Below are 22,247 nucleotides of genomic sequence, written 5' to 3'. Positions count from 1 at the left end.
ACATTGAATTATTACTGCGGAAATTGATTAATTGAATATCGTGGTGTTTTTATAACTACGTTATAACCGGATTTCTCTAAAAAATTTGCTATATCCATGCAATTTTTACCATCAAAATCTTTGATAAAGCCAATATAAGGCTCTTTATTCCGGTAACCTCCAGAATTAATAAATGCAATTCTTGAGTTGTCACATAAATAGTATTCTGGGATTAAATTGACCTGACTAAATTTTTTGGCGCTATCTCCATATTCAATTATTGGGTGACTGCTAGCTATTGAAGCAGGCGCTTTGGTGAAGTACCAAATAATCCCATCGTATAGATTAGACTCAAATCGTTTGTAATTTAGCAATTCTGATTTCAATATTCCTGAATAAGGAATCGTTACAGGAGGTGATTTACTGTAACTAAAAATTAGGTGAGAAAGCTGATATAGGCACAAGATCATTACTATAAAAGTTAACAGAGATGTATCACAGTAGATTACTCTTACCACTCTATCCATTTGACGTAATGAGAGATCAATACAACTGTTCAAATATTTATTAAAACTTTGGTAGATCAACATCAATGTCAATATCAAAAGTAAGGGTAATATAAATTTAGAAATGACCTTGAATATGCCTAAGATTTTTTCCATACGACTAGGCGTCAAAACTTCAAAAACCCTATTTAACAAGTTATCGATATCGCTAGAAAATAAGGCTGGAATATTTTCTGAATTTAGCAATAAATTCCAACGAAAATATACATACGTAAAGATTAAGATTGCCATACTAAAAAAAATTAGGCTCAAACCTAGCAATAGAATCCTTTTATTTAGCTGAACTAGCTTAATGAGCTGCACTGGTAATCCCTGCCCGGATATTTACTATGTATACCAATAATGCAGACCCCATGATAGCCAATATTGGCATCGGGGAGCGCCCACCATCAAATAAAAAATTAATTGAGTATCCAGGAAAAATAGATGCCGCTAAACCCAACGCTAATACAACGGCCAATGCCAAATCTTTCATAGGATTATCTCGATATTGGACACTAAGATAATTTAACCGCACTAGAATCGGTATTAAAATTACGAAATAAATGATAAAACTTACTCCATAGTTAACATTTAAATGAACAGCATAAATTGACATTACCCACCACCACCATGCCATACGTAATTGCAGAATCTTCTGAACAATGACTCCGATTAAAGTAATTTGAATTGTGATTTTAAATACCCAAATTAAGTCATTAAAACTGTTATCCATGGTTTTTAAAAAATCAAATGCAGTAATATTTTTAGGTGCTAGATTTTCCCAAGTAATGATATTGACCAAACTTGCTTGATCCATGGTTTGCAATGCTTCCTTGAAGCCGAAATTTACCCCCGCAACCCGATGCAAGTAACTGTACAAAAAATCAATCAGAAATATCTTCACTCCAACTATATTTATAACTGCAGTCAGATAGAACAAAAAGGCAACAGCTAAAGGAAATACAATATATTTTATAAACCATCTAAATGATTGGTTTGGATACTGTAGGGTGCAATAGCAATATATAAATCCAATAATAAAAACTGCAAATCCCCAATCAGAAAGCACTGAAAGAACAGCTACTATCACAAGTAGGGCATTACACTGATTATTTTTAAGATCAACATTCTTTACAACCCCATAGATTGCAAGCCATAAAAGATAATAAGTGGGTGCACGCAATATATCACCCGCATTGAAATGAAAACTACCCCAAGAGGTTGCCGCCACAAAAACTGCCATCACAGCCGACCAATGAGAAATTGGATATAGCGCCGCTGCCAATATTCCCAATCCCAAAATGCTAAGTGTCAGCATTAAACCCACTTGCCATTCAAGATTTACTCCTAAACCCTGCAAACCATATGAAATCAATTTGGCTGGCAAATTTGGATGGTGAATATACCAAAGTGGATTTGATGAGGTTGAAACATCTTGCAGAAAAAATGATTGCCAATCTTTAATATTGTAGGCACTAAGATAGAGTGGGAAGCTTTCTCCGCTACCTTTAATCAAATAAAAACCTTCGCCGATGTTCCACCAAATATTTAACGCAATAAATAATGCTGTAGATAATATCAGCACAATTAGCGCCTTAGGCAAGCTGGAATTAAGTCGATTAATCTTCATTGATAGGAAAGCATGAATTTAAATCCTATTTTACTAAAGCCCATCTCTAATTTCAAGCAATAAAAGTCTACGTAGATGATGATCTTTCTGTTAAACGCTTTCGCCATATCCAGAAAAAATTAGTATATAAACTAAGAAGCGTTGATGAGCCAACAGCTAAAATTCCAGCAAGTAGATAATGAACATCAAAATATATCAATACATTAGTCACTGACCACCATACAAAAAAAGCGCCTGCATTTGCTAGGTGATACTGCCAGCATTCCCGAAAAGAGAGTTTTCTTACTTTAAATACCCAATAAGAGTTAACAACAAAACGTAAAAGAGTACTTGATTCGGCCGATAAGAATGTAGCTAACAACATATTGATTTTTAATATATCTACAAATAGATATAAAAAACCAGTACTGAGAAACAAAAATGCTAGGCCTGCAAATAACCAGCGCAGTAGCTTCCCTCCATTTTGAGCTAAAAAATTAGTTGTAAATTCAAGGAGCTTCAATTTCATACTATCTATCCCTTGCCTTTCTAAGAGAATGGTTACTCTTTCACCTCAGTATCTAATACTGTCCAGTAATAATCGCCTTGATAGTTAGCTTCCTTAAAGAGCTCCTCCCAAAATTGAGGAGTCCCATGAGTTTTTGCGGTTAACACCCAATCTAGAAATAACTGTCGATCCTCTTCACTTTTATAGGAATCGACCTGAATGTAGCCTCCATGGGTAGTAACACGCTGCATTTCTTGAATCGCGCCGATACACTCCGAGCGATCAAAATTGTGAATTGTATTGATCGAAAGCGCAACCTTGAAACTATTATCCGGAAATGGTAAATGACGCGCATCACCCACATGTAAGCGCCCTATCACTTCAGGCTCACAATGCATTACTGCGTAACTCGAGATATCAATCCCAAAAACTTCTAAGCCAGGACAAATCTTCATTAAATCTTTAACCAAAAAACCTTTTGCACAACCAATATCAAGAACTTTGTCTCCAGCCTTTAATTGGTAGTGTTTGACTATATCCTCTGCAATGGGTACCCAGCGACCATCGTATTTAAAACCCCCATAACCCTGCTCTCTTGTACCATCAAAATATTCTTTACCAAACTGCATAGCTAATGCGCGGTTTTCTTCCTTATTAACCAAACGCGCTTGGATGTTTCGCCTAGCTTTTGGATAGCGGGCAAGCAAATTAATTTCTGGCATTTTTTTGCTTTCTAAAATAAGTCTTATTGAGAATAATCCATGGACTTCAATTGATCTTTTAATTTCGTAAACTGAAATCCTGGAAATGCTTTTATTAAATTTGTAACGTCAAAATGCCGATGCCAAATAGGGCTTGCGCGCTTTAATTCTTCAATTTCCACATCACCAAATTGATCAGAGGCCATTTTGGCAATATCTAAAAAGGATATTGATACTCCTGTAGCCAAATTAAATACACCCTGCAAACGTCTTTTAAGGCTCTCCACCGTTAAGTTGGCGATATCACCCACGTAAATGTGATCTCGCAACTCTTCGCCACGGCCAAATACGCGGATTTTTTTCTCAGTTTGAGCTAAACGCATAAAGCGATTGGGGCCATAGGCATTATGACTATCAGACTCACCATAAACCAAGGTTGGTCGAAGAATTAAATACGGTACGCCCAATTCTGATCCCATAAGCTCTCTTGTCCGATGCATGAGACCATATAAATCACTTGGTGCTGCAGGGGTTTGCTCATTAACCGTTGCCGCTTGCGCGTTATAGACGGCATCTGAGCTAAAGTAGATTAGGTGCGTGCAACCAATCTTTCTTAATGCTACAAGCAGATTGTCCATCATCGCAATATTTTTGATTAGTGTTGCCGCATCTTTTCCGCGGTCAGGCGTTAATGCTGAAAGCATCACAACACTATCGGTTGGCTTTAAGAATTGACTAAGCTTTTCAATGGACTGGGGCTCGATGAGATTGATTTCTTTAGAGCTCATGCTCAAAAAATCTATTTTCTCTTGCTTTAATGCATTTGTAATGGCTTTACCAATAAAACCGCTGCCACCAATCAAGATCACTCTACTGACAGGTTGGGCTTGTATGTTTGAGGATAGTTGGCTCACTGCGAAACTCCTAAGGTGTGGTATGCGAAACCGACTTGAGCAGCTTTTTTACCATCGAAGATAGCGTAAGGATCAATCAATATCCGCTGGCGCATTTTGCCAGCCATTTGCGCTAAATCCAAATTCTTAAATTGGCTCCATGGCGTCATGACAACTACCACATCAGCACCATCTATCGCATCTAATTCCGACTTAGCAGCAAAGGCATGTGGATTTGGAGCTGCAGAAGCTTTTACAACAGGGTCAAATAATCTGACAGCAAAAGGCATTAAATTTTCTAACAACGCTATGGAAGGAGAATTTTTAATCGAATGTGTATCTTGCTTATAAGCCAAACCTAATACTGCAATCACTGGATTTTGCATTTGACTTAAAACAGCTTGGTATAAAGTTCTCATCACCCAGTCTTTACGGTATTGACTATTTTTGATCCAAGCACGCACGACCCCAACATCAGTACCATATTGATCACCAAAACGACAAACTGTTGCTAAGTCTCGCTCCAGGTTTCCTCCTGAAATACCCAAGCCGGGCACCAAGTAAGAGTATTGACCTATACGACGATCCAGCCTTAGCGCCGGCACAATCTCAGACCAATCAGCGCCAATTTTTTCACATAGCTCCGCCAAGGTATTGGCGGTACTAACAGAGGCTACTAAACACATGTTGATTGAAATCTTGGCCAGCTCTGCACTTTCAAAGCGCATCGGCAATATCGGGCAACCATGCGCTTCTAGAATGAGGCAAAATGATTCTGGAATTGGCTGAGAAGGCTCAGCGCAGCCGATAATATAACGTTCTGGATAAAGTGCGCGATGTACTGCCTGCCCGAAAATCAAGGTTTCAACTTGGTAATACAAGATACGGTCATCACGCAACTTACTACGCGTGAACCCAGGAGGCACTTGTGATAGCACAACAATGACCGCATCTATTCGAGCCGCATTAAAGGCGAGCTCTAGTAACTCATTAATCTGACTTAAATCACTTTGTCCCAAATCATCGGTAGACACATCAGGAGCAACATAAACTACATCGCAACGTTGCAAATGTTGCAGGTCAGAAGTAAAGGTGAGTTGATTGGTATTTTTTTTGATCAACTCTACTAACTGTGGCTCAGAAACCGGCAAATCTCCTGCATTGATTCTAGCAATTAATAGCTCATCAGGGTCAAATCCGATCAGCTCAAATCCTTTTTCTGCGGCTGCAACACAAGAGATTAAGCCTAGGTGCGTCATCCCAACAAAGCCAATTACTGGTTTTTTCATTTCTAACCCTATACCTTCATTTAATAATCAATGGCTTTTGCGTCTGCCTATTGATTACTACATTTAAAGAGATTTATTTCTCATACTGCCCATAGACTTCCCGAAGACCCGATTGCCAATCTTTAAATTCAAAGCCAGGAAATACTTGTAAAGCAGCCGAAGGAGCAAAGGGTCGATAGCCATCATGAGGCATCGGCACAGTACGCACCGATGGCGTGATCGTTGACTGGCCCGAGAAATAATTGACAGCAAATTTCGCAAGATCCATGAATGAGATCGTTTGACCAGATACGGCATTCACAATGCCCGTAGCGCGATGCACTATTAATAAATAAACCAATTTGGCTATGTCCTCTACATAGACATGATCACGCCTCTCCTCACCTTGCCCAAACAGGACAATCTCCTTACCGTCTTTTGCAAGTCTTCCGAATCGATTAGGACCGTATCCATTATGGGGATCATTTTTTCCGTATACCAATGTAGGCCGAACAATGGTGAAAGGGCCAGCAAATGACTGCCTAAGGATTACCTCACGAGCTAGATGCATCACCCCATGAAAACTCTCTGGAGCAGCGCAAGATTCTTCGGATAGATGGGAAGCAGAGTCTTTGTATACCGCGTCAGAACTAATATAAATAAGGTGAGCCACCTTTTGACTCTGCAAGGCGCCACTGACTGCCTTTGCCATTTGAATATTCTCTTGCAGCATGTCAATATTTTTACAAGGGGCTTTTGCAGATACAACAACTAGGACATCATCTTCCTTTAAGTGGCTCGCTAATAATTTCCCAGCATGAGGCTCCAATAAATTTAATACAGTGCTATTAAAAACTTTGGCTTGAATCCCATGGGATTGAAGGTATTGTGCAATCGCGCCACCAATAAATCCTCCACCCAAAATCACTACGCGAGAAGGTATGGAAGCTTTAGTTTGCAATAAGCGAAGCATAGAGCTATTTCTTAAAGAGAGGTATTTAGACTTGAGCTTAAGTTGCCCAGCGTGCGATTAATCCAAATATCATTTTCGATATTTCCAGAGCCTTCGAGGCAGATCTTCTTAAAATGCTCATACTCCAATTCCCACGTGGAGTCTAGCTGTACCAGAGTGACTGACTCCTCATCAGGGCGTCCACTAGGCAATTTGCGATCGCGAAAGGTAAAGGTGCTTGGACCCCATTTACACAAAGACTGAATATGAGCAGTGCCTTTTTCTGCGTAAATGTCTGCATAAAAATGATTGCGCCAAGATAATAAACTTACCTCCAACTGCACTATAGGATCAGCATTGGCTCCGAACGATACCTGATCAAATGCGCGGTTCTCAAAACGATTGGCGGAAAATATCTTAAAGCCCTCAATGGGTTTACTCAGCCAGAAATTGAGGGTATCTAGGAGATGCGAGCCTAAATCTGGAAGTACGCCAGCGCCTTGATCACGCCAAGCGGAATCTCGCACTAATCGGGCAGTGCCATTACCGTAGTACATCCGAATACTATAAATCTTTCCCAATCGACCAGAATCAATCAACTCTTTCATGCGAATAAAGTGAGGTTCAAAACGATGGTTGTAAGCGGTATAGCACGTTACCCTATTTTGCTGCGCAAGCTTTTGCAGGCGAACTAAATCCTCCTGTCGATTAGCAAATAAGGGTTTTTCAACTAATAAATGTTTTTTATTACTTAATAAGTATTCCAAAATAGCCATTTTGGGCTCATCAGGTATGCAGAGCAATGCAGCGTCATAAGATTCAAGAGGTACCTCTTCTATTGACTTAAACTGCGCTTGTGGATGAACAGGGTCTACGGTCGCTACCACATCTTTACCGGCTACTGCCTGGCGTTTATTTCCTTGAACCCCCAAACCTACAACGATCACCCGCATTGTCATTTCCAATCTACGCTGGGATTTGCTAAGTTATTAAGCGCCATAGCGCGCTATCTTTTCAACTGCCTCAATCTTATTGAGCACCATTTCAGGGGTAACTGGAATATTACCCTCTTGCTCACATTCAATTCCTGCTGCCATGTTACCTAAGATGGCAGCAATAACTTCGTTCTTAGTAGCAATCATGGATAGGGTTGCATAAGAAAGCAAAGCATCTCCTGCTCCAACTGCATCAAGAACTCTTCCAGCAAAGGAGTCGATGGCAAAAAATGCACGATAGTCATTATCAGAATCTTTACGATAAGTCACAATACCGCGATCGCCACATTTGAGAATCAACAATTTGCATTTGGATTTGCGATAAAGCTCTAATGCCAAAGGTCGCACTACTGAATCTTGGTCACCCAATGAGAAACGCGCTTCCTTTTCATTTGGGGTAATTAAATCAAAACCCTGAAATTCTAAAATATTGCCCCAACGACTGGCTACCTGGCTATCAGCAACCTTAAAGCGACCCTCGGGAATACTCGCGCATAAAATTGGGGTCGTATGACGATTAAAAATCCCATGTCTAAAGTCTGAAAACACTACCGCATCTGAAGGATTGGATTGAATTTGTTTTTGAATGCGCTCTACAATCCTGTCCGAGATTGATCGATTATCTAATGTATCTACTTTTAGCAGACGGTATGTATCGGCAACAATAGCATTTTTGTTCGTTGTCGGTCTGGTCTCATCAATAATCGGCAAACATTCAATACCTTGAACCTGCAAATCTTTTAATACCAGCTCTTGTAAGGCATCTTTTCCCAATACAGTAGTAAAAGTAACTTCCGCGCCCGCAGCACGAATATGCTTAGCAACCACTCCAGCGCCGCCAACATAATCAACTTTCTTTTCAAACAAAACGCTCATCGTTGGTGTTTTTGTCATGCCACCAATTAAATGACAGTAGGTAAAACTATCGACAATCGTGTCCCCTACAACATGCACTTTCAAACCCTTAAGCTTACCTAGGGCTGCGCGTAAATCATTAAAGCTTAAGTTCTCACTATTCATCAAAGAGAGTAACTTATCTACTCCGATAGATGGAGGCGCCAACTCAATTAAAGCGGATGAAGAGTACACAATATCGCCAGGAGTAAAGATGACTTCACCACCATAGCTATCTAGTACATCAATTTCTTCTTGCGTCTTCGGATTTACTGCGCCCGCAGTGTATTCGTAGCCCTTAGCAAAATAATCAGGCTGAATTAATTTTAAGTTGGCTAAGGGGGTCGGATCTGGGTCGATTAACACATAATCAACCATCTCCAATGCCGCCAAGTTCACAGCACGAAGATTGCCGGGCACATAGGGTCTTAAATTACCTTTTTTAATATGCTCATCGGACGTCAAACTGGCAATTAAAATGGGAGCTTTTGTTTTTGCATAGAGCAAGTGGCGAACGTGACCTGGATGTACAACATCAAAAGTACCATGACACATGATCACTTTTTTATCTCGTGGACGCTTTCCAATCAAAGCCGCAATTTCTGCTGCTGTTTTAATTTTGTGCGAATACATCTTTTGACTTTCGTGATCCATGGCTCTTAACTCTCCGACATAAATTCAAACCACAATTTCGTAGCACCAGCAATTGAGCTAGGTTCCCATAAGGGTGCATTTTTCCAATAATCAATATTGGCTAGTATCTTTGCAACCCCTTCCTCAAAACTCACTTCGGGACTCCAACCCAATTCAGATTGAATCCGTGTTATGTCGGCCCAAGTGCAATCGGGCTCACCAGGGCGCTTAGGTAAATGAACTACTTCACCGCCCCCAAGAAGCTCGACAAGGCGATTGACTGACTGGGGCTTTCCTGCGCCTAAGTTATAAACACGCCCAACTGTGTTAGAAATAGCAGCCGCATAAAATGCACGCGCAACATCAGTCACATACAAAAAATCTCGCGTCTGGGTTCCATCTCCCACAACAGTAAATGGTTTATTGGCAATTTTTTGACGCAAAAATACCCCAAACACTGCCCCATAAGCACCAGATGTGCGAGAGCGAGTTCCGTAAGCATTAAATATGCGGATCGAATTGACTGGTAATTTATATACCTGATGCCAGTGAAAAACGGCTTGCTCGCCTTGATATTTAGATAAGGCATAAGGATATTTTGTATCAATCGGATGATTTTCGTCTGTTGGAGTGTTGGCTAGGCCATAACAAGATGAAGAAGCGGCATAGACAAATTTATCTACACCAGCATATCTTGCACACTCGAGCATATTGACTGTTCCCTGCACATTAGCGGACATGTACTCCGCTGGATTTTCAATCGAAGGAACAATGTCGCCGATGCCAGCAAAATGGAAAACAAGCTTGGCGTCTTTAAAAAGAGAATCCTTCGCAGAAAAACTGCGAATATCGCGTTTTTCTAAAATCACATCAGAATTAGATTGATGTTGGACTAAATTTTCTTCTCGCCCACCCACCAAGCTATCAATCACACGGACGGCATAGCCTTGTTCCACAAGATGATCGACCATATGGCCGCCGATAAAACCGGCGCCACCAGTAACCACGGCGATTGGTTTTGAACTCATTTCGCCTCAATCGCCTTCATGGTGCGGACATTAAAGTACTTGTTATCATCAAAGCTATTGGGAATTTTTCCATCTTGGAAAGCTTGACATAAGCCACGCACAGCGTCTTCAATGGAATGCGTAGGCGCGAATCCTAAGACCCGCTTAATCTTGTCAGAGTTAATATGATATGAACGATTATCGTTCGACTCTGTCACTTCAATTGGCAAACTGCCGCGATCCGGGAAGAACTCTTCGACCACTTTTTTTACTGTCTTGGCGATATCCATAATGCTCATATTTTGGAAGCCGCAATTAAAGACTTGATTGGCCACCTTGTCGGCAGGAGCAGTAAGTAATAGCTTGCATAAGTCCGCATAATCTTGAACATGCAAGTTTGGACGTAATTGATTACCGCCAAACACCATAATTTTGCCCTTATTTACTGCAAAATTAGTCAAAATATTGACCGATAAATCCAGACGCAAACGAGGAGCATATCCGCAAACAGTTGCGGGCCTAAATACCACTCCCACAAAATTATTATCCGTATGCTTTAACAACAAAGGTTCGCACATACCTTTGTACTTGTTGTACAAAGTCAATGGAATTAAAGGGTGATCCTCGGTTACATCGGGTGAATCTGAAACACCGTATACCGAACTAGATGAGGCGAAGACAAATCGCTTGGCGCCCGCTTCTTTTGCTGCCACAACCAAAGGTTCAAAAGAATCTAGATTTACTGAGGTGGAGAGATTTTCATCCAATTCAAAGCTAGCATCATTGGAAATGCATGCCAAATGTAATACATGATCGCGCCCTTTTAATGCCTCTTTTACAGCTTTGAGATCGCGCACATCACCTTTAACTAATTCTAAGTGAGCACTCTTGGGAAAATGTTCAGTGCCATACCAAAACGTATCAAATACACGAACATCCCATCCCTCATTTAATAACTGAGGAACTAAAAGACTTGCGCAATATCCACCGCCGCCAAAAATAACAATTTTTTTCACAAACTACCCCTTAATAGTAAATTTAAACCTGAATATCAAAACCAGCAGCTTGGGCATCACGGTAAAACATTTCAACCGTCTCCAAAGAATATGCCGTTAAATCCTTATCTACCAAAGCTAGTTTTTTCAAAATATCATTGGTAGCTGTAATGATGTGGCAACCGACCTGGTGTGCTTGAAAGATGTTTAAAAGCTCACGAGGGCTTGCCCAAATTAATTCTGCCTTAGGCTTGGATTTCAAAATCTTTACAGCTTCAGCCATCAACGGAACTGGGTCCACACCAGTATCAGCAATTCGACCAGCAAAGACTGAAACAATTGCCGGAGAATTAACGTTTAAATTATCCACAATCTTTTTCACTTGATCCAAAGTCATTACAGCCGTGACGTTCACATTCACGCCAGCATCAGATAAGACTTTTACGAGCGGCCCACAAAACTCACCCTTGGTGTTGGTCACTGGAATTTTGACATTGACATTTTTACCCCAGGAAGCAATTTCTTTGGCCTGCTTTTCCATTGTTGGAAAATCATCTGCAAAGACTTCAAAAGCGACTGGTAGCATCGGAACAATCTCGAGAACCTTAAGAGCAAAGGCCTTGTAATCCGTAATGCCAGCTTTACGCATTAAAGTGGGATTGGTTGTAAACCCACCAATAAGGGGGTTGGCTGCCATCTCGGCAATGCCCGCAAGATCGGCACCATCGGCGAATAACTTAACCTTTAACTTGTCTACTGAACTCATGTTTTTTCCTTAACTTTAATAATTCAATCTCTTCCAGAATCACCAGCACTGCTTCTGCTAATGAACGAATGACGATGTATGGAGGATCGGGGCGCTTTTCTTGATAGTCATAATCAATAAAAAAATTAGATTTACAACCTGCCGCCTGCCCCGCCTCTATATCGCGCCAACGATCACCTACCATATAGCTACTGCCAATATCAATTCCAAACTCACTTGCTGCCTGAGTAATCAATCCAGGCCTGGGCTTGCGACAGTCGCAATTATCAAGCTCAGTATGAGGACATACCTTAATCGCATCGATCTCTAACTCCGATAAACAGTAGCTCTGAATTAAATCAAACTGCTCTTGCTTAATCTTTCCGGTGGAAAGATCAGGCTGATTTGTCACAATAATGTTCCTAAGTCCCGCTTGACGACTTTTTATTAAAGCCTCCTTGACTCCAGGCAAAATCTCAAAGTCATCAAAATGGGTCGGGGCAAACGGCTTGCCATCTTTCACCATCGAGTGATTAATTACTCCATCTCGATCTAAAAAAAGCGCTCGATTATTCAAAAAAATTCTAGGCCTAGGTGCTTATTACCACTTGGTTGCCATTTGCTGCAATATTGGGTTTGAAACCAAGCAATGCCATACAACCGCCTGGAATGCTTCTGCATGGGGGGTTACACGCGAGGCATCTACAGTTGGCACCACCACTACACAATCACCCACTTGCTTGGTAAAGCCACCATCTCGTCCCACGACACCAAAAATTTTCAGACCACGTTCTTTGGCGAGCTTTAAACCCTCAACAATATTGGGGCTCACATTTTTTTCTAAATTCCCGCCGCCCACTGAAAATACCAATACGGCATCATTTTTATTGGCCTTACTTACCTTGAGCCAGCCAGAAAAAATCGTCTCCCAACCCTCATCATTGGTGCGTGCCGTCAATTCAGAAACGTTATCTACGGGGGCATAAGCCTCAATTCCACACAGCTTGCGAAAGTCATTGACTGCATGGCTGCAATTGCCAGCACTACCTCCAACACCCAATATAAAAAGTCTTCCTCCGCGATCTCGCAACGCTTTAAGCTCTAATGCCAAATTCTCAATCGCCTGGGTATCGATTTGTTTGGCTACTTCAATGACTTCTTTGAAAAATATGTCGGTATGCATGGGTGGGATGATCAAAAAAAGAGGGTAGGAAAAGACGTTTTAGGGTCGACTGTAGGAGCTAAATGCTTAAAAATACAATAAATAATTATAAACGAAGCGTATTGATGTAATTTACCCCCCCCGCCTCAAAAAACATCCGATTTATAGCCAAATAAGTGTCGAAATTTTACTTTGAGATCAAAAACCATTTCATAATCTGAAAATAATAAAAATTGGGCAGTAATCGGTATTTTGAGCAAAAAAAGACCCTCCAAGCCTATAATTTGTAAAAAGATAGCCCACCAATAACCCTAAAACCCTCAAAATTAGCTTAAAAGCCTCTTTATGACTGTAATTACCCCTTCTGCCTTTCCTATTAGCTCCCAAACATCGATTGCAGATAAAGAAGTACTTTTGAAAATCAAGCAATTACTGGGGCAATTACCCTCCTATACATTTTTAGAGATTGGCTCTTATTTGGGGGGCTCTATGACCCCGTTTTTAGCGGATGCCAACTGCAGCAAAATTCTCTCTATCGATGAGCGTGAGCGCCAGCAACCCGATGAACGCGGGGCAAAGTACGATTACTCCGGAATCACACATGACACCATGATTAAAAATCTTCAGTCCCATGGGTTTAATACAGAAAAATTAGAAGTCTTTGATGGGTCGATAAGCCAATACCCCAAAAAAGGGGAGGTCTATGATTTTATTTTTATAGATGGTGAGCATACTGACTGGGCCTGTTTTCGTGACTATATTCATGCCGAGAAATTTTTTAAGCATGATTGTATTGTGGCCTTTCATGACACAAATTTAGTCTATAAAGCGATTAAGATTATTAATGAACTACTTGCTGCGCGTAATGCCCATTTCAAATTCATTAAGGCAAAAGATTCGGCCATGTCCTGCCTATTCTTTAATCAATTTGCCAGTGTCGATCTTGATACCTTATTTTTAGCCGAACCAGATTTAGATAAATTTTATTTAGAGTGTGAAGCAGAGCTGCTCTTAGCTGCAGCGCGAAACCGAATTACCGTTACCAAGCCCTGGAGAGGTGAAGCAGTCTACTCGGTGAAAGACGCCCCGCTACTATCTCAATAATCAGTAGAGCGCGCCCTACTTTCACTATCCATCATATTTGGATCCTATAGTCCTTCTAGTATTAACTGCCGCAGCTCTATTGCACGCATCATGGCATGCTTTGATCAAAGCCAATGCGGATCAAGTGATTGCTATAGGCGGTATGAATATCACCACAACCATGATCTGTGGTCTTTTATTGTTTATTGCTCCGCCTTTACCTTCCTTAGCCTATGGGGTTGTGGCGATTTCTGTCCTCATTCATTTTGGATATAAGGTTGCTCTGGCTCGTCTTTATCGCGATACCCAGCTCAGCCTTGCTTATCCCTTAGCCAGAGGCTTATGCCCTATCTTGGCCACCCTCATTGCATTTGCATTTTTAGACGAAAGGCCGGGATGGGTATCGCTGTTTGGTATTTGCATTATTTCCTTGGGTGTATGCTTTTTAGTTACAGACGGCTTACAAAAGAAGGTGAGTGCTTTCATTTTTACCTTAGCTGCATTTGCAGCGGCTACCGTAGCCCTCTATTCAGTCATTGATGCCTATGGTGTTCGGATTAGTCAGAGCGCATTTTCCTTTACAACACATTTAGTATTTTGGGATGGGCTGGTATTTATTGCATATGCACTATATGCAACCAAAGGTTCAGCCATGCGAGCTTGGTACATTGATTGGAAAAATACCTTACTCACCGGTATTTTGGGGCTAACATCCTTTGCCATTTTTATTTGGTCTTTACTCCATGCCCCAGTAGGTAGTGTGACGGCTATTAGGGAGGTGAGCATTGTTTTTTCCGTGCTGATTGGCGCCATTTTTCTAAAAGAGGCCATTAGTGCTATACGATGGATTGGGGTAGCCTGTATTAGTGCAGGTGTATTTTTAATTGCCTTTGGCAAAGTAGGTAATTTTTAATTTATCAGATCTATTCTTATGGACGACAATTTCCTCAAGCGCATATCTATATACCTCGATTTTGCTAAACATAATCCAGGGCTATTTAGCAATAACACAGAGAGCGTTCAAATCGTTTTAGACCCTGAACAGATTTTCAAGGCAGAATTAAGATCAATTGAAAATAATCTCAAGTTAGAATTACCCGCTTCAGGGTCTCATGTAGGCATTATCTCGCAAGATCCCTGGGTTACCGTTATTCGTGATGCACTACAGTTTTCAGATGGGGATATTCGGCTACACACCCGAGTCATGAATCGCATCAATCATGGGGTGGCTGTATTACCAATATTCGAGCAGAAAATCATTCTGATTCGCCACTTTCGGCACCCATTACGCAAAACTATCTTGGAAATACCTCGCGGAGCGATTGATGAAAATGCTTCGCTTGAGGAAACCGCTCGTCAAGAACTACTTGAAGAAATCGGCGGCGAGGTGGGCGAACTCATTCCCCTAGGATTTGTTTATGGATCGACTAATCTATTTGCCAATGGCTCGCACCTATACATTAGTCACTTAAAGTCTTTATCTGGATTACCCCAACTAGATGAGGGTGTAGAGGCAATAGAATCAGTTACTATCGCCGAGTTCGAAAAAATGATGATCGAAGGAAAGATTGAAGAGGCTTTTACTATTGCCGCTTTTTGCCAAGCAAGACTCAGAGGATTAATCTGAAAATTACCTTGTCAAGATCATGCAACACGTATTCAGTTCAATTAGTTTGGCTTTTCAAAAACAATGCAAATTTGATCTCCGCGCAGTATTTTATTTAATGCCTGTGCGCGTTTTTGATATTCCTCAATCTGTTCTGGTCTAAAAATAGACTCTTTGGGATTTTTCATATAGCTACGCTCATCAAACAAGGCAATGCCTTGTCGATATTGTTCGCTAAAAATAAATTGGCCCGCTGCAGAATCACACCACAAGTCGAATTGCTGCATGCCCGCCTTTTGCGCGATTAAGGCAATACTTTGATGTGAATGCAGATAAATATGACGTGGTGCATCTAATTGCAGCCACTTCTCACGATAAATCTCATAGGCATCGGAAGTAACCGTTGGAATACGAATCAAAATTTTGCCGCCCGGTTTTAGTAAGCTTACTGCCGCATCAAACGTAGCTTGCTGGCCTTCAATATGCTCAAAAGAGTGATGAAAAGCAATGAAATCAAACTTTCCAGCAATATCTTCGAGCGATCCTTTTTTGACTAATAATTGGCCATCATCGTAAACGTCTGCCTCAATAAAAGGATCAACACCTAAAGCCCCTTTTACTCCTGCAACCCGTAAATCTTGCACATGCCTACCGCCGCCACAGCCAACATCCAACAGGGAGTGCCCAGGTCTGACGCCAATACGGTGATAAACCTCAAGTACATTGCGCTCCTCTACCCACTGCTTAAACCAGTCGTCCATAAAAGCTGGACGCCGTAATACAAACTTACAAGTGACATCTCGCCTTACTCGCTCTCGCCATGAAAGCTTGCCAGTCACCGGACCTAAGCTGTAGTAATTATCAGGATAGTATTTGGCAAAATTATTGGGGATATTGAGGCACTGCAAGCATCCACATTGTTTGCACTGGGCATACTCAAAGATATCTCCCATACCAAACATTTCTTCTTTGACCTGCATGGGCGGATTTAATTCACCTGCACAAATTTTACAATGGAGTAAATTTTTCAAAGTATCGGACGTATTTTGCATATAGATCGTTCAAGCTTTTGATAGTTGACTCACAATTTGAACGCCAGCCCTTTGAGGCAAAAAGTAGTCGCGTATCAATTGCTGGCAATGCTCTTGCATGTGTCCTAAAGGGTTACGATCTTGTTGTGCAAGCAATTTCCCAACACACTCATTAAAGACTGCTGGTGAGATTGCCGTGCAGACTGCTCCGACTTGATATTGCGGGATCAGCTTTTCCAAATCATTTCCTGGGTTGACTAATGCAAGAACCGGAATCCCCGATTGCATATAGGACAAAAATTTACCGGGAATATTGTGGGTAGTATGACGAGGATCTAGCGCTAATAAACCTAAAGAGCACTGACGGTATAGCGCTTCAATTTCATCAGAGGCAATTTCATCAAAAAAGAGTACGTTTACCAGGCCCTGATTTTTTACCTCCTCTTGCATGGCGCGCATTTCACTGCCTCTACCAACAAAAACAACCCCCAATCCTGCCTCATGCAAGGCTTGGGTCATTGCCAATAAAGCATCTTTGCCTTGGGCCACGCCCACATTGCCTGCATACACCGCTACTTTACGATCATGCAAAGCGGTATTGTGAATTTGGATTGAGCAGTGCGTATTACTTGAGGGTGCTATCCAATTCCACAGCACTTGGGCTTTATGAGCAAATTGTGGAAAGTGCTTTTGAAAATAGCTCAGATTATTTTCAGATTGAACACCAATTGCGCTCGCCTGCGCGTACTGCTTTTGCTCGATGTACTTAAAAAAGGAAAAGATCGGCCCTTTTTTGAGTAAGCCCAAATCTAAAGCCCAATCTGGAAAGAGATCACGCAAAATGAGATACGAGCGACAAGCAAAAAAGTGTTGGCATCTTTTGACTAAAGGAGCCCAAAAAATGGATGGTGAATACCAAATAACCCCATCGATTTTTAGATCCCTAAACTGCTGCGAGCGAAAGAGTCGATAGCCCATGAAGTAGGGATTGATCCATTCGGCTAATACTCTTTGCAAGTAAGCAATATCTTTGGTACGAAATGCTTTGACTGCCACAATCTGCACGCCACCTTCTTCATAAATATGAACGGGCTTTGCTTGCTTGGCGCTAGGCACCACTACGCTGACTTGATGCCCCTCTTGAATATATTGTAGCGCTAAGTCCTTTAGCAGAACTGCGGCAGAGGTGCGAGATGGCGCATAAGCATCGGTAATGATGAGTAAATTCACGCTCAATACTTAATGTAGTTAAAGGCAGTAGAGCGCAAATTCATTACACCTGATTTTTCCAAGTTTTACGTTGAACAAAATCGGTATAACTCAGAATAATGCGCAAAATCTTATCGGAGAGATTTTGGGGGGCATACGATTGCACGATATTCAGTAACCGCTCTTGGCCGCGCGGCTGATCTTTGACAATCTCGATGCCTTGCAAAACACGCTCTGGATTAAGGCCCACTAGCATGACGGCAGCCTCTTCGAATCCTTCTGGCCGCTCATGAGCTTCCCGTAAATTGAGCGCAGGAAAATTCAAAATCGAGGACTCTTCCGAAATGGTGCCGCTATCGGATAACACACAATGCGCATACATTTGCAAATGCACGTAATCAAAAAAGCCAAAAGGCTTAAGAAACTGAATTAAAGGATTGACCGGAATGTTCAATTGCTCTAAACGAATGCGGGTACGAGGATGGGTAGAAACTACGACAGGTTCTTGGTAACGCTCAGCCACCTGATTTAAAAGCTGCACAAACTTTGTCAGATTTGCTGGCGAATCTACATTTTCTTCTCGGTGCGAACTCACGACAAAGTATTTTTGCGCTGGTAATTTGAGCGTGGATAAAATTTTGGATGCTTTAATTTTGGGCAAATAATACTCAATGACTTCGCGCATCGGACTGCCCGTTTTAATAATTTGATCGGGTGGCAAACCTTCTTTAACTAAGTATTCGCGTGCGATATCGCTATAGGGCATATTGATATCGGCTACGTGATCAATGATGCGTCGATTAATTTCTTCTGGAACCCGGGCATCAAAACAGCGATTACCCGCTTCCATATGAAAAATCGGTATGCGGCGGCGCTTTGCTGCAATAGCTGATAAAGCACTATTGGTATCACCTAATAGCAGCAAAGCTTGCGGTTGGTATTTTTCAAATACCTCATCAGCGGCCATGATGACCTGGCCAATGGTCTGCGAAGCAGTTTTACCGGCAGTCTCTAAAAACACATCCGGGCGGCGAATCTCTAATTCTTTGAAGAAAACTTCATTGAGCTCATAGTCATAATTTTGTCCGGTATGCACAAAAATATGATCACAATACTGATCTAGTTTGGCAGTAATTCGCGAGAGGCGAATAATCTCTGGCCGCGTTCCGACAATGGTCATTACCTTAAGCTTAGCCATGTGATGCTTTCTGATTGGATGCTTCTTTTAGTGCGCCTTGAATCAGGCTCAGTTTTTCTAAAGTGCTCTGCACACCAGCAATATCAAGGCGCTGTGTATTGTGCGAGGTGTAATCCTCAATGGTGGATAAATCGAGCTCTCCTTCAACAAAGAATTTATCGTAATTAAGATCACGAGTATCGGCTGGAATACGGTAATAACCCTCTAAGTCCTGAGCTCTGGCCATTTCTTCGCGCGATACCAAGCTCTCAAAGAGTTTCTCGCCATGGCGGGTGCCGATCGTACGAATATTCACGGTGCTCGAGAAGAGATTTTTCATCGCTTGAGCTAAATCCATGATGGTCGAGGCAGGGGATTTTTGGACAAAGATATCGCCAGGTTTAGCGTGATGAAAAGCAAAGAGTACCAACTCTACCGAATCTTCCAAGGACATCAAAAAGCGAGTCATATTCGGATCGGTAATAGTGATATCTTGATTGCTCAATATCTGCTTTAAAAACAGCGGAATCACCGAGCCGCGTGAAGCCATCACATTGCCATAGCGAGTGGCGCATAAGACTGTCTTTTGGGGATCACATAAACGAGATTTGGCCACCATCAGCTTTTCCATCATCGCTTTAGAAATGCCCATAGCATTAATAGGGTAGACCGCTTTATCAGTACTGAGCAAAATGCAGCGCTCTACGCCTTGTGCAATGGCCGCGCGCATCAGATTTTCTGCGCCCAAAATATTGGTTTGCACTGCTTCCATGGGGTAAAACTCACACGATGGTACTTGCTTTAATGCCGCGGCATGAAACACATAATCGACACCATGCAGGGCATCATGAATACTGGAATAGTCACGCACATCGCCAATGTAAAACTTGAGCTTGGGATTTTTTAAGGCCAAGCGCATGTCTTCTTGTTTTTTCTCATCCCGACTAAAGACGCGAATTTCAGCAATATCGGTATCTAAAAACCGCTGGAGTACGGCATTCCCAAATGAACCAGTTCCCCCAGTAATGAGCAATACTTTGTCTTTAAACATGCGCTATCCGATCTTGGTGCATCTTCTCTATCATGCGCTCCCAACTGGGGGCAACAAATCTTGTGGCATCTTTAAACCGAGTCGAATCTAAAGATCGATCTATGGTTAATCGATCATCGGGATTGATGATGATGTTCTTCTCAAAGACGGTAGCCACTAAATTGAGTAAATTATATTTTGAAATGGGGCTAGACGATACATGGTACAGACCATGCAATTGGGGTATTTTAAGCACCTGATCGCGAATCAAATCTGCCAAAATCACCGTTGGCAAGCCAGAGTAAATAGCCTTGGTATAGCCAGAAATCGGCCCGTTTTGCGCTAAAAACCACTCCAAAAGGCCATTGGTGCTCTCAAATTCATTACCAATATAGGAAGTGCGCAAGGTCAATTCATGTGGGGCGTCTCCTAACTCTCCTAAAAGCTTGGTTCTGCCATATAAATCGACTGGATCAGGACTATCACTTTCTAAATACGCGGCCCCCTTTTTTCCTGAAAACACACAGTCCGTACTAATGTGAATTAAGCGTGTGCCAATCGATTGGCAGATCTTTGATAGCTGATGGGGCAACATGGCATTAAATTCAATGGCGCGAATGGGATCAGCGCCATTGTCAATTTGTTTGACAATGCCAATGCTATTAATCACCACATCTGGCTTTTTTACTTCCAAAAAATCTCTAATGGATGCAATATCTTGTGCATCAATACCAGTCACAATGTGTTTAGCAATCTGTGGCGGGAAAAACTGCTTAGCGCTTTCATTACGTACCGCGCCCAATACTTGATAGTCTTGAGTAGATGTTAAAGAATACATTAGGGCATTTCCCAGCATGCCATTCGCACCTAAGATACAAACTTTCATGGGTTTTTCCTCGCAATATTGGCAACAAATGCAAACGTTTCTTGAGCACATTTTACCCATTGGTAATTTTTAGATTCAATAAAGCTAGCTGCACTTTTATCTGCGCGCAATTGCTCTTGAGAAATAAAGCGCTCGAGTGTCAACTCAATATCGATCACATTATCTGGATCAAAATACACACCAGTATCTTTTAAAATTTCAGGCATGGCGCTTTTACTAGAGCAGGCAACGGGCAATCCAGCTGACATCTTTTCTAACAAAATAATGCCAAAAGTCTCACAACTAGAGGCAAATAGGCCGATATCTGCCTTTTGGTAATAGGCAGGTAAATCCTCATAAGGAACTTGCCCCAAGTATTTAGCCCAGGCGTGCTGCGGATCGCGCCGATCAAGAACGCTATTGAGTTGACTTAAATATCTGGGAATCGCTGGGCCAATCATCGTGAGCGAAATGGGGAAGCCTTTTTGACGCAATTGATCGATTGCTTCTACTACCTCAGTTTGATGTTTGTAGGCATCAATGTTTGATACGTACAGAATGTTAAGAGGCTCATCAAAGGAATAATCATTCATAGGTCGTTGAGGCTTTGGCGCCCGATCAAAGCGGCGGTTAAATCCGTGGTGAATCACCGTCGTTAAAGCACAGATATTGCCCACTACCGATAACACCCGATCTTTAGCGTATTGCGTTAAAAAGATCACTCCGTCTGAGCGACGAAAACTATAGCTTTGCACTTTGCGCAAAATCAGCATCTTGATGGTTGTGAAGATGGATTGATTACGCACAATTTCAGTCCACTCAAATGGCAGCAGATTTTGGCTAATCGTCACTACCGGTTTAAAGTTGCCCACATAACTACCGCCAGGTACTAACAACACATCGCAATGTTGAGCTTTGGCAGCACTGGATAATCGAAATGCCTGCCAAAATGCCCTAGAAAATAAATTGCCATCAAGTGGTGGTGGTGAGATTTTTTGTAGCCAAGGATAGCTGGGCAACTGTTCGACCGTTTTTTTGCCTGCCCAGACGATAATTTTGCCAATATTGAGGGCATGAATATCAACTCCAGCAAGAATCTCGGATAGGTGGGTAACACCTCCTCCAAGCCTGATGTTTGCGGCGTCAATTCCAATCGTTATTTGTTTAAGCAACCCGAAATGTCCACGCAAATAGTCTAATAAGCCATTATAAACTTCGGTGGATTCAAACACGAAGTGCAACTTTGAACAACTAAGCCTAGTGGCTAAGGATATCTTAGTATCCATAGCTTCTAGACCAGCAAGTCAAAGTAGCCATGACCTATCAACACCTTAGCCAAGAAGAACGATATCAGATT

At 41.7% G+C, this 22,247-nt stretch carries 23 protein-coding genes; 3 read left to right on the top strand and 20 right to left on the bottom strand.

The window, feature by feature from the left end:
• Positions 1-11: 11 nt before the first annotated feature.
• The 14 genes from LZT22_RS11960 to LZT22_RS11895 form a co-directional block, all read right to left on the bottom strand.
• Entirely contained in the window at positions 12-848 is an 837-nt protein-coding gene (locus tag LZT22_RS11960) for a hypothetical protein (RefSeq protein WP_233925521.1), read from the bottom strand.
• Positions 835-2,130: a hypothetical protein gene (locus tag LZT22_RS11955; protein WP_233925520.1), complete on the bottom strand. Its 1,296-nt coding sequence runs from the start codon at positions 2,128-2,130 to the stop codon at positions 835-837. Before LZT22_RS11955 ends, LZT22_RS11960 begins: the two co-directional genes overlap by 14 nt.
• A 94-nt stretch (positions 2,131-2,224) precedes the next feature.
• Entirely contained in the window at positions 2,225-2,665 is a 441-nt protein-coding gene (locus LZT22_RS11950; protein ID WP_233925519.1) for a GtrA family protein, read from the bottom strand.
• Positions 2,666-2,697: 32 nt separating this feature from the next.
• On the bottom strand, positions 2,698-3,366 hold the full coding sequence (locus LZT22_RS11945; protein WP_233925518.1) for a class I SAM-dependent methyltransferase: 669 nt from the start codon (positions 3,364-3,366) through the stop codon (positions 2,698-2,700).
• A 23-nt stretch (positions 3,367-3,389) separates the two neighbouring features.
• Positions 3,390-4,259 carry an NAD(P)-dependent oxidoreductase gene (locus tag LZT22_RS11940; RefSeq protein ID WP_233925517.1) on the bottom strand — a complete coding sequence of 290 codons (870 nt, stop codon included), beginning with the start codon at positions 4,257-4,259 and terminating at the stop codon, positions 3,390-3,392.
• On the bottom strand, positions 4,256-5,527 hold the full coding sequence (locus tag LZT22_RS11935; RefSeq protein WP_233925516.1) for a nucleotide sugar dehydrogenase: 1,272 nt from the start codon (positions 5,525-5,527) through the stop codon (positions 4,256-4,258). The genes LZT22_RS11940 and LZT22_RS11935 overlap by 4 nt, the downstream gene beginning before the upstream one ends.
• Positions 5,528-5,600: 73 nt before the next feature.
• Positions 5,601-6,479, bottom strand: a complete 879-nt coding sequence (locus LZT22_RS11930; protein WP_233925515.1) for an NAD(P)-dependent oxidoreductase — start codon at positions 6,477-6,479, stop codon at positions 5,601-5,603.
• A gap of 11 nt (positions 6,480-6,490) precedes the next feature.
• Positions 6,491-7,411 carry a Gfo/Idh/MocA family protein gene (locus LZT22_RS11925; RefSeq protein ID WP_233925514.1) on the bottom strand — a complete coding sequence of 307 codons (921 nt, stop codon included), beginning with the start codon at positions 7,409-7,411 and terminating at the stop codon, positions 6,491-6,493.
• A 36-nt stretch (positions 7,412-7,447) separates the two neighbouring features.
• Complete coding sequence (locus LZT22_RS11920; protein WP_233925513.1) at positions 7,448-9,001, bottom strand: PfkB family carbohydrate kinase; 1,554 nt, start codon at positions 8,999-9,001, stop codon at positions 7,448-7,450.
• 5 nt (positions 9,002-9,006) lie between these two features.
• Positions 9,007-10,008: a GDP-mannose 4,6-dehydratase gene (locus tag LZT22_RS11915; protein ID WP_233925511.1), complete on the bottom strand. Its 1,002-nt coding sequence runs from the start codon at positions 10,006-10,008 to the stop codon at positions 9,007-9,009.
• On the bottom strand, positions 10,005-11,003 hold the full coding sequence (locus LZT22_RS11910; protein ID WP_233925508.1) for an SDR family oxidoreductase: 999 nt from the start codon (positions 11,001-11,003) through the stop codon (positions 10,005-10,007). Before LZT22_RS11910 ends, LZT22_RS11915 begins: the two co-directional genes overlap by 4 nt.
• Before the next feature lie 22 nt (positions 11,004-11,025).
• The gene (locus LZT22_RS11905) at positions 11,026-11,748 is read right to left on the bottom strand and encodes a transaldolase (protein WP_233925507.1); all 723 of its coding nucleotides are present in this window, start codon (positions 11,746-11,748) and stop codon (positions 11,026-11,028) included.
• Positions 11,720-12,304: an HAD-IIIA family hydrolase gene (locus LZT22_RS11900; protein WP_233925505.1), complete on the bottom strand. Its 585-nt coding sequence runs from the start codon at positions 12,302-12,304 to the stop codon at positions 11,720-11,722. The genes LZT22_RS11905 and LZT22_RS11900 overlap by 29 nt, the downstream gene beginning before the upstream one ends.
• Positions 12,305-12,328: 24 nt before the next feature.
• Positions 12,329-12,910: an SIS domain-containing protein gene (locus tag LZT22_RS11895; protein WP_233925503.1), complete on the bottom strand. Its 582-nt coding sequence runs from the start codon at positions 12,908-12,910 to the stop codon at positions 12,329-12,331.
• Between the two features lie 324 nt (positions 12,911-13,234).
• Between LZT22_RS11895 and LZT22_RS11890 the strand changes: the two genes are divergently transcribed.
• The 3 genes from LZT22_RS11890 (at position 13,235) to LZT22_RS11880 (ending at position 15,599) form a co-directional block, all read left to right on the top strand.
• A complete protein-coding gene (locus LZT22_RS11890) occupies positions 13,235-13,993 on the top strand; it encodes a class I SAM-dependent methyltransferase (protein WP_233925502.1) in 759 nt (252 codons plus the stop codon).
• A gap of 142 nt (positions 13,994-14,135) precedes the next feature.
• A complete protein-coding gene (locus LZT22_RS11885; RefSeq protein WP_233925501.1) occupies positions 14,136-14,885 on the top strand; it encodes a DMT family transporter in 750 nt (249 codons plus the stop codon).
• An 18-nt stretch (positions 14,886-14,903) separates the two neighbouring features.
• Positions 14,904-15,599 carry an NUDIX hydrolase gene (locus LZT22_RS11880; RefSeq protein ID WP_233925500.1) on the top strand — a complete coding sequence of 232 codons (696 nt, stop codon included), beginning with the start codon at positions 14,904-14,906 and terminating at the stop codon, positions 15,597-15,599.
• Between the two features lie 41 nt (positions 15,600-15,640).
• Here LZT22_RS11880 and LZT22_RS11875 read toward each other — a convergent pair whose 3' ends face one another.
• Genes LZT22_RS11875 through LZT22_RS12785 form a run of 6 tightly spaced genes read right to left on the bottom strand, consistent with a single transcriptional unit; the run spans position 15,641 to position 22,122 of the window.
• Positions 15,641-16,609 (bottom strand): class I SAM-dependent methyltransferase, encoded by a 969-nt coding sequence (locus LZT22_RS11875; protein WP_370635232.1) that lies wholly within the window; start codon positions 16,607-16,609, stop codon positions 15,641-15,643.
• Positions 16,610-16,639: 30 nt separating this feature from the next.
• Positions 16,640-17,839, bottom strand: a complete 1,200-nt coding sequence (locus tag LZT22_RS11870) for a glycosyltransferase family 4 protein (protein ID WP_233925499.1) — start codon at positions 17,837-17,839, stop codon at positions 16,640-16,642.
• A gap of 43 nt (positions 17,840-17,882) precedes the next feature.
• Complete coding sequence (wecB, locus tag LZT22_RS11865) at positions 17,883-19,016, bottom strand: non-hydrolyzing UDP-N-acetylglucosamine 2-epimerase (protein ID WP_233925498.1); 1,134 nt, start codon at positions 19,014-19,016, stop codon at positions 17,883-17,885.
• Positions 19,009-20,046: a polysaccharide biosynthesis protein gene (locus tag LZT22_RS11860; RefSeq protein ID WP_233925497.1), complete on the bottom strand. Its 1,038-nt coding sequence runs from the start codon at positions 20,044-20,046 to the stop codon at positions 19,009-19,011. The genes wecB and LZT22_RS11860 overlap by 8 nt, the downstream gene beginning before the upstream one ends.
• Positions 20,039-20,911: an SDR family oxidoreductase gene (locus LZT22_RS11855; protein WP_233925496.1), complete on the bottom strand. Its 873-nt coding sequence runs from the start codon at positions 20,909-20,911 to the stop codon at positions 20,039-20,041. The genes LZT22_RS11860 and LZT22_RS11855 overlap by 8 nt, the downstream gene beginning before the upstream one ends.
• On the bottom strand, positions 20,908-22,122 hold the full coding sequence (locus tag LZT22_RS12785) for a glycosyltransferase family 1 protein (protein ID WP_233925494.1): 1,215 nt from the start codon (positions 22,120-22,122) through the stop codon (positions 20,908-20,910). Before LZT22_RS12785 ends, LZT22_RS11855 begins: the two co-directional genes overlap by 4 nt.
• Positions 22,123-22,247 lie beyond the last annotated feature (125 nt).

The sequence above is a fragment of the Polynucleobacter sp. IMCC 29146 genome (genome assembly GCF_021395195.1).
GTDB lineage: Bacteria > Pseudomonadota > Gammaproteobacteria > Burkholderiales > Burkholderiaceae > Polynucleobacter.
The sequence above is the reverse complement of the archived record's forward strand: the minus strand, read 5'-3'. Positions and strand labels throughout refer to the sequence as shown.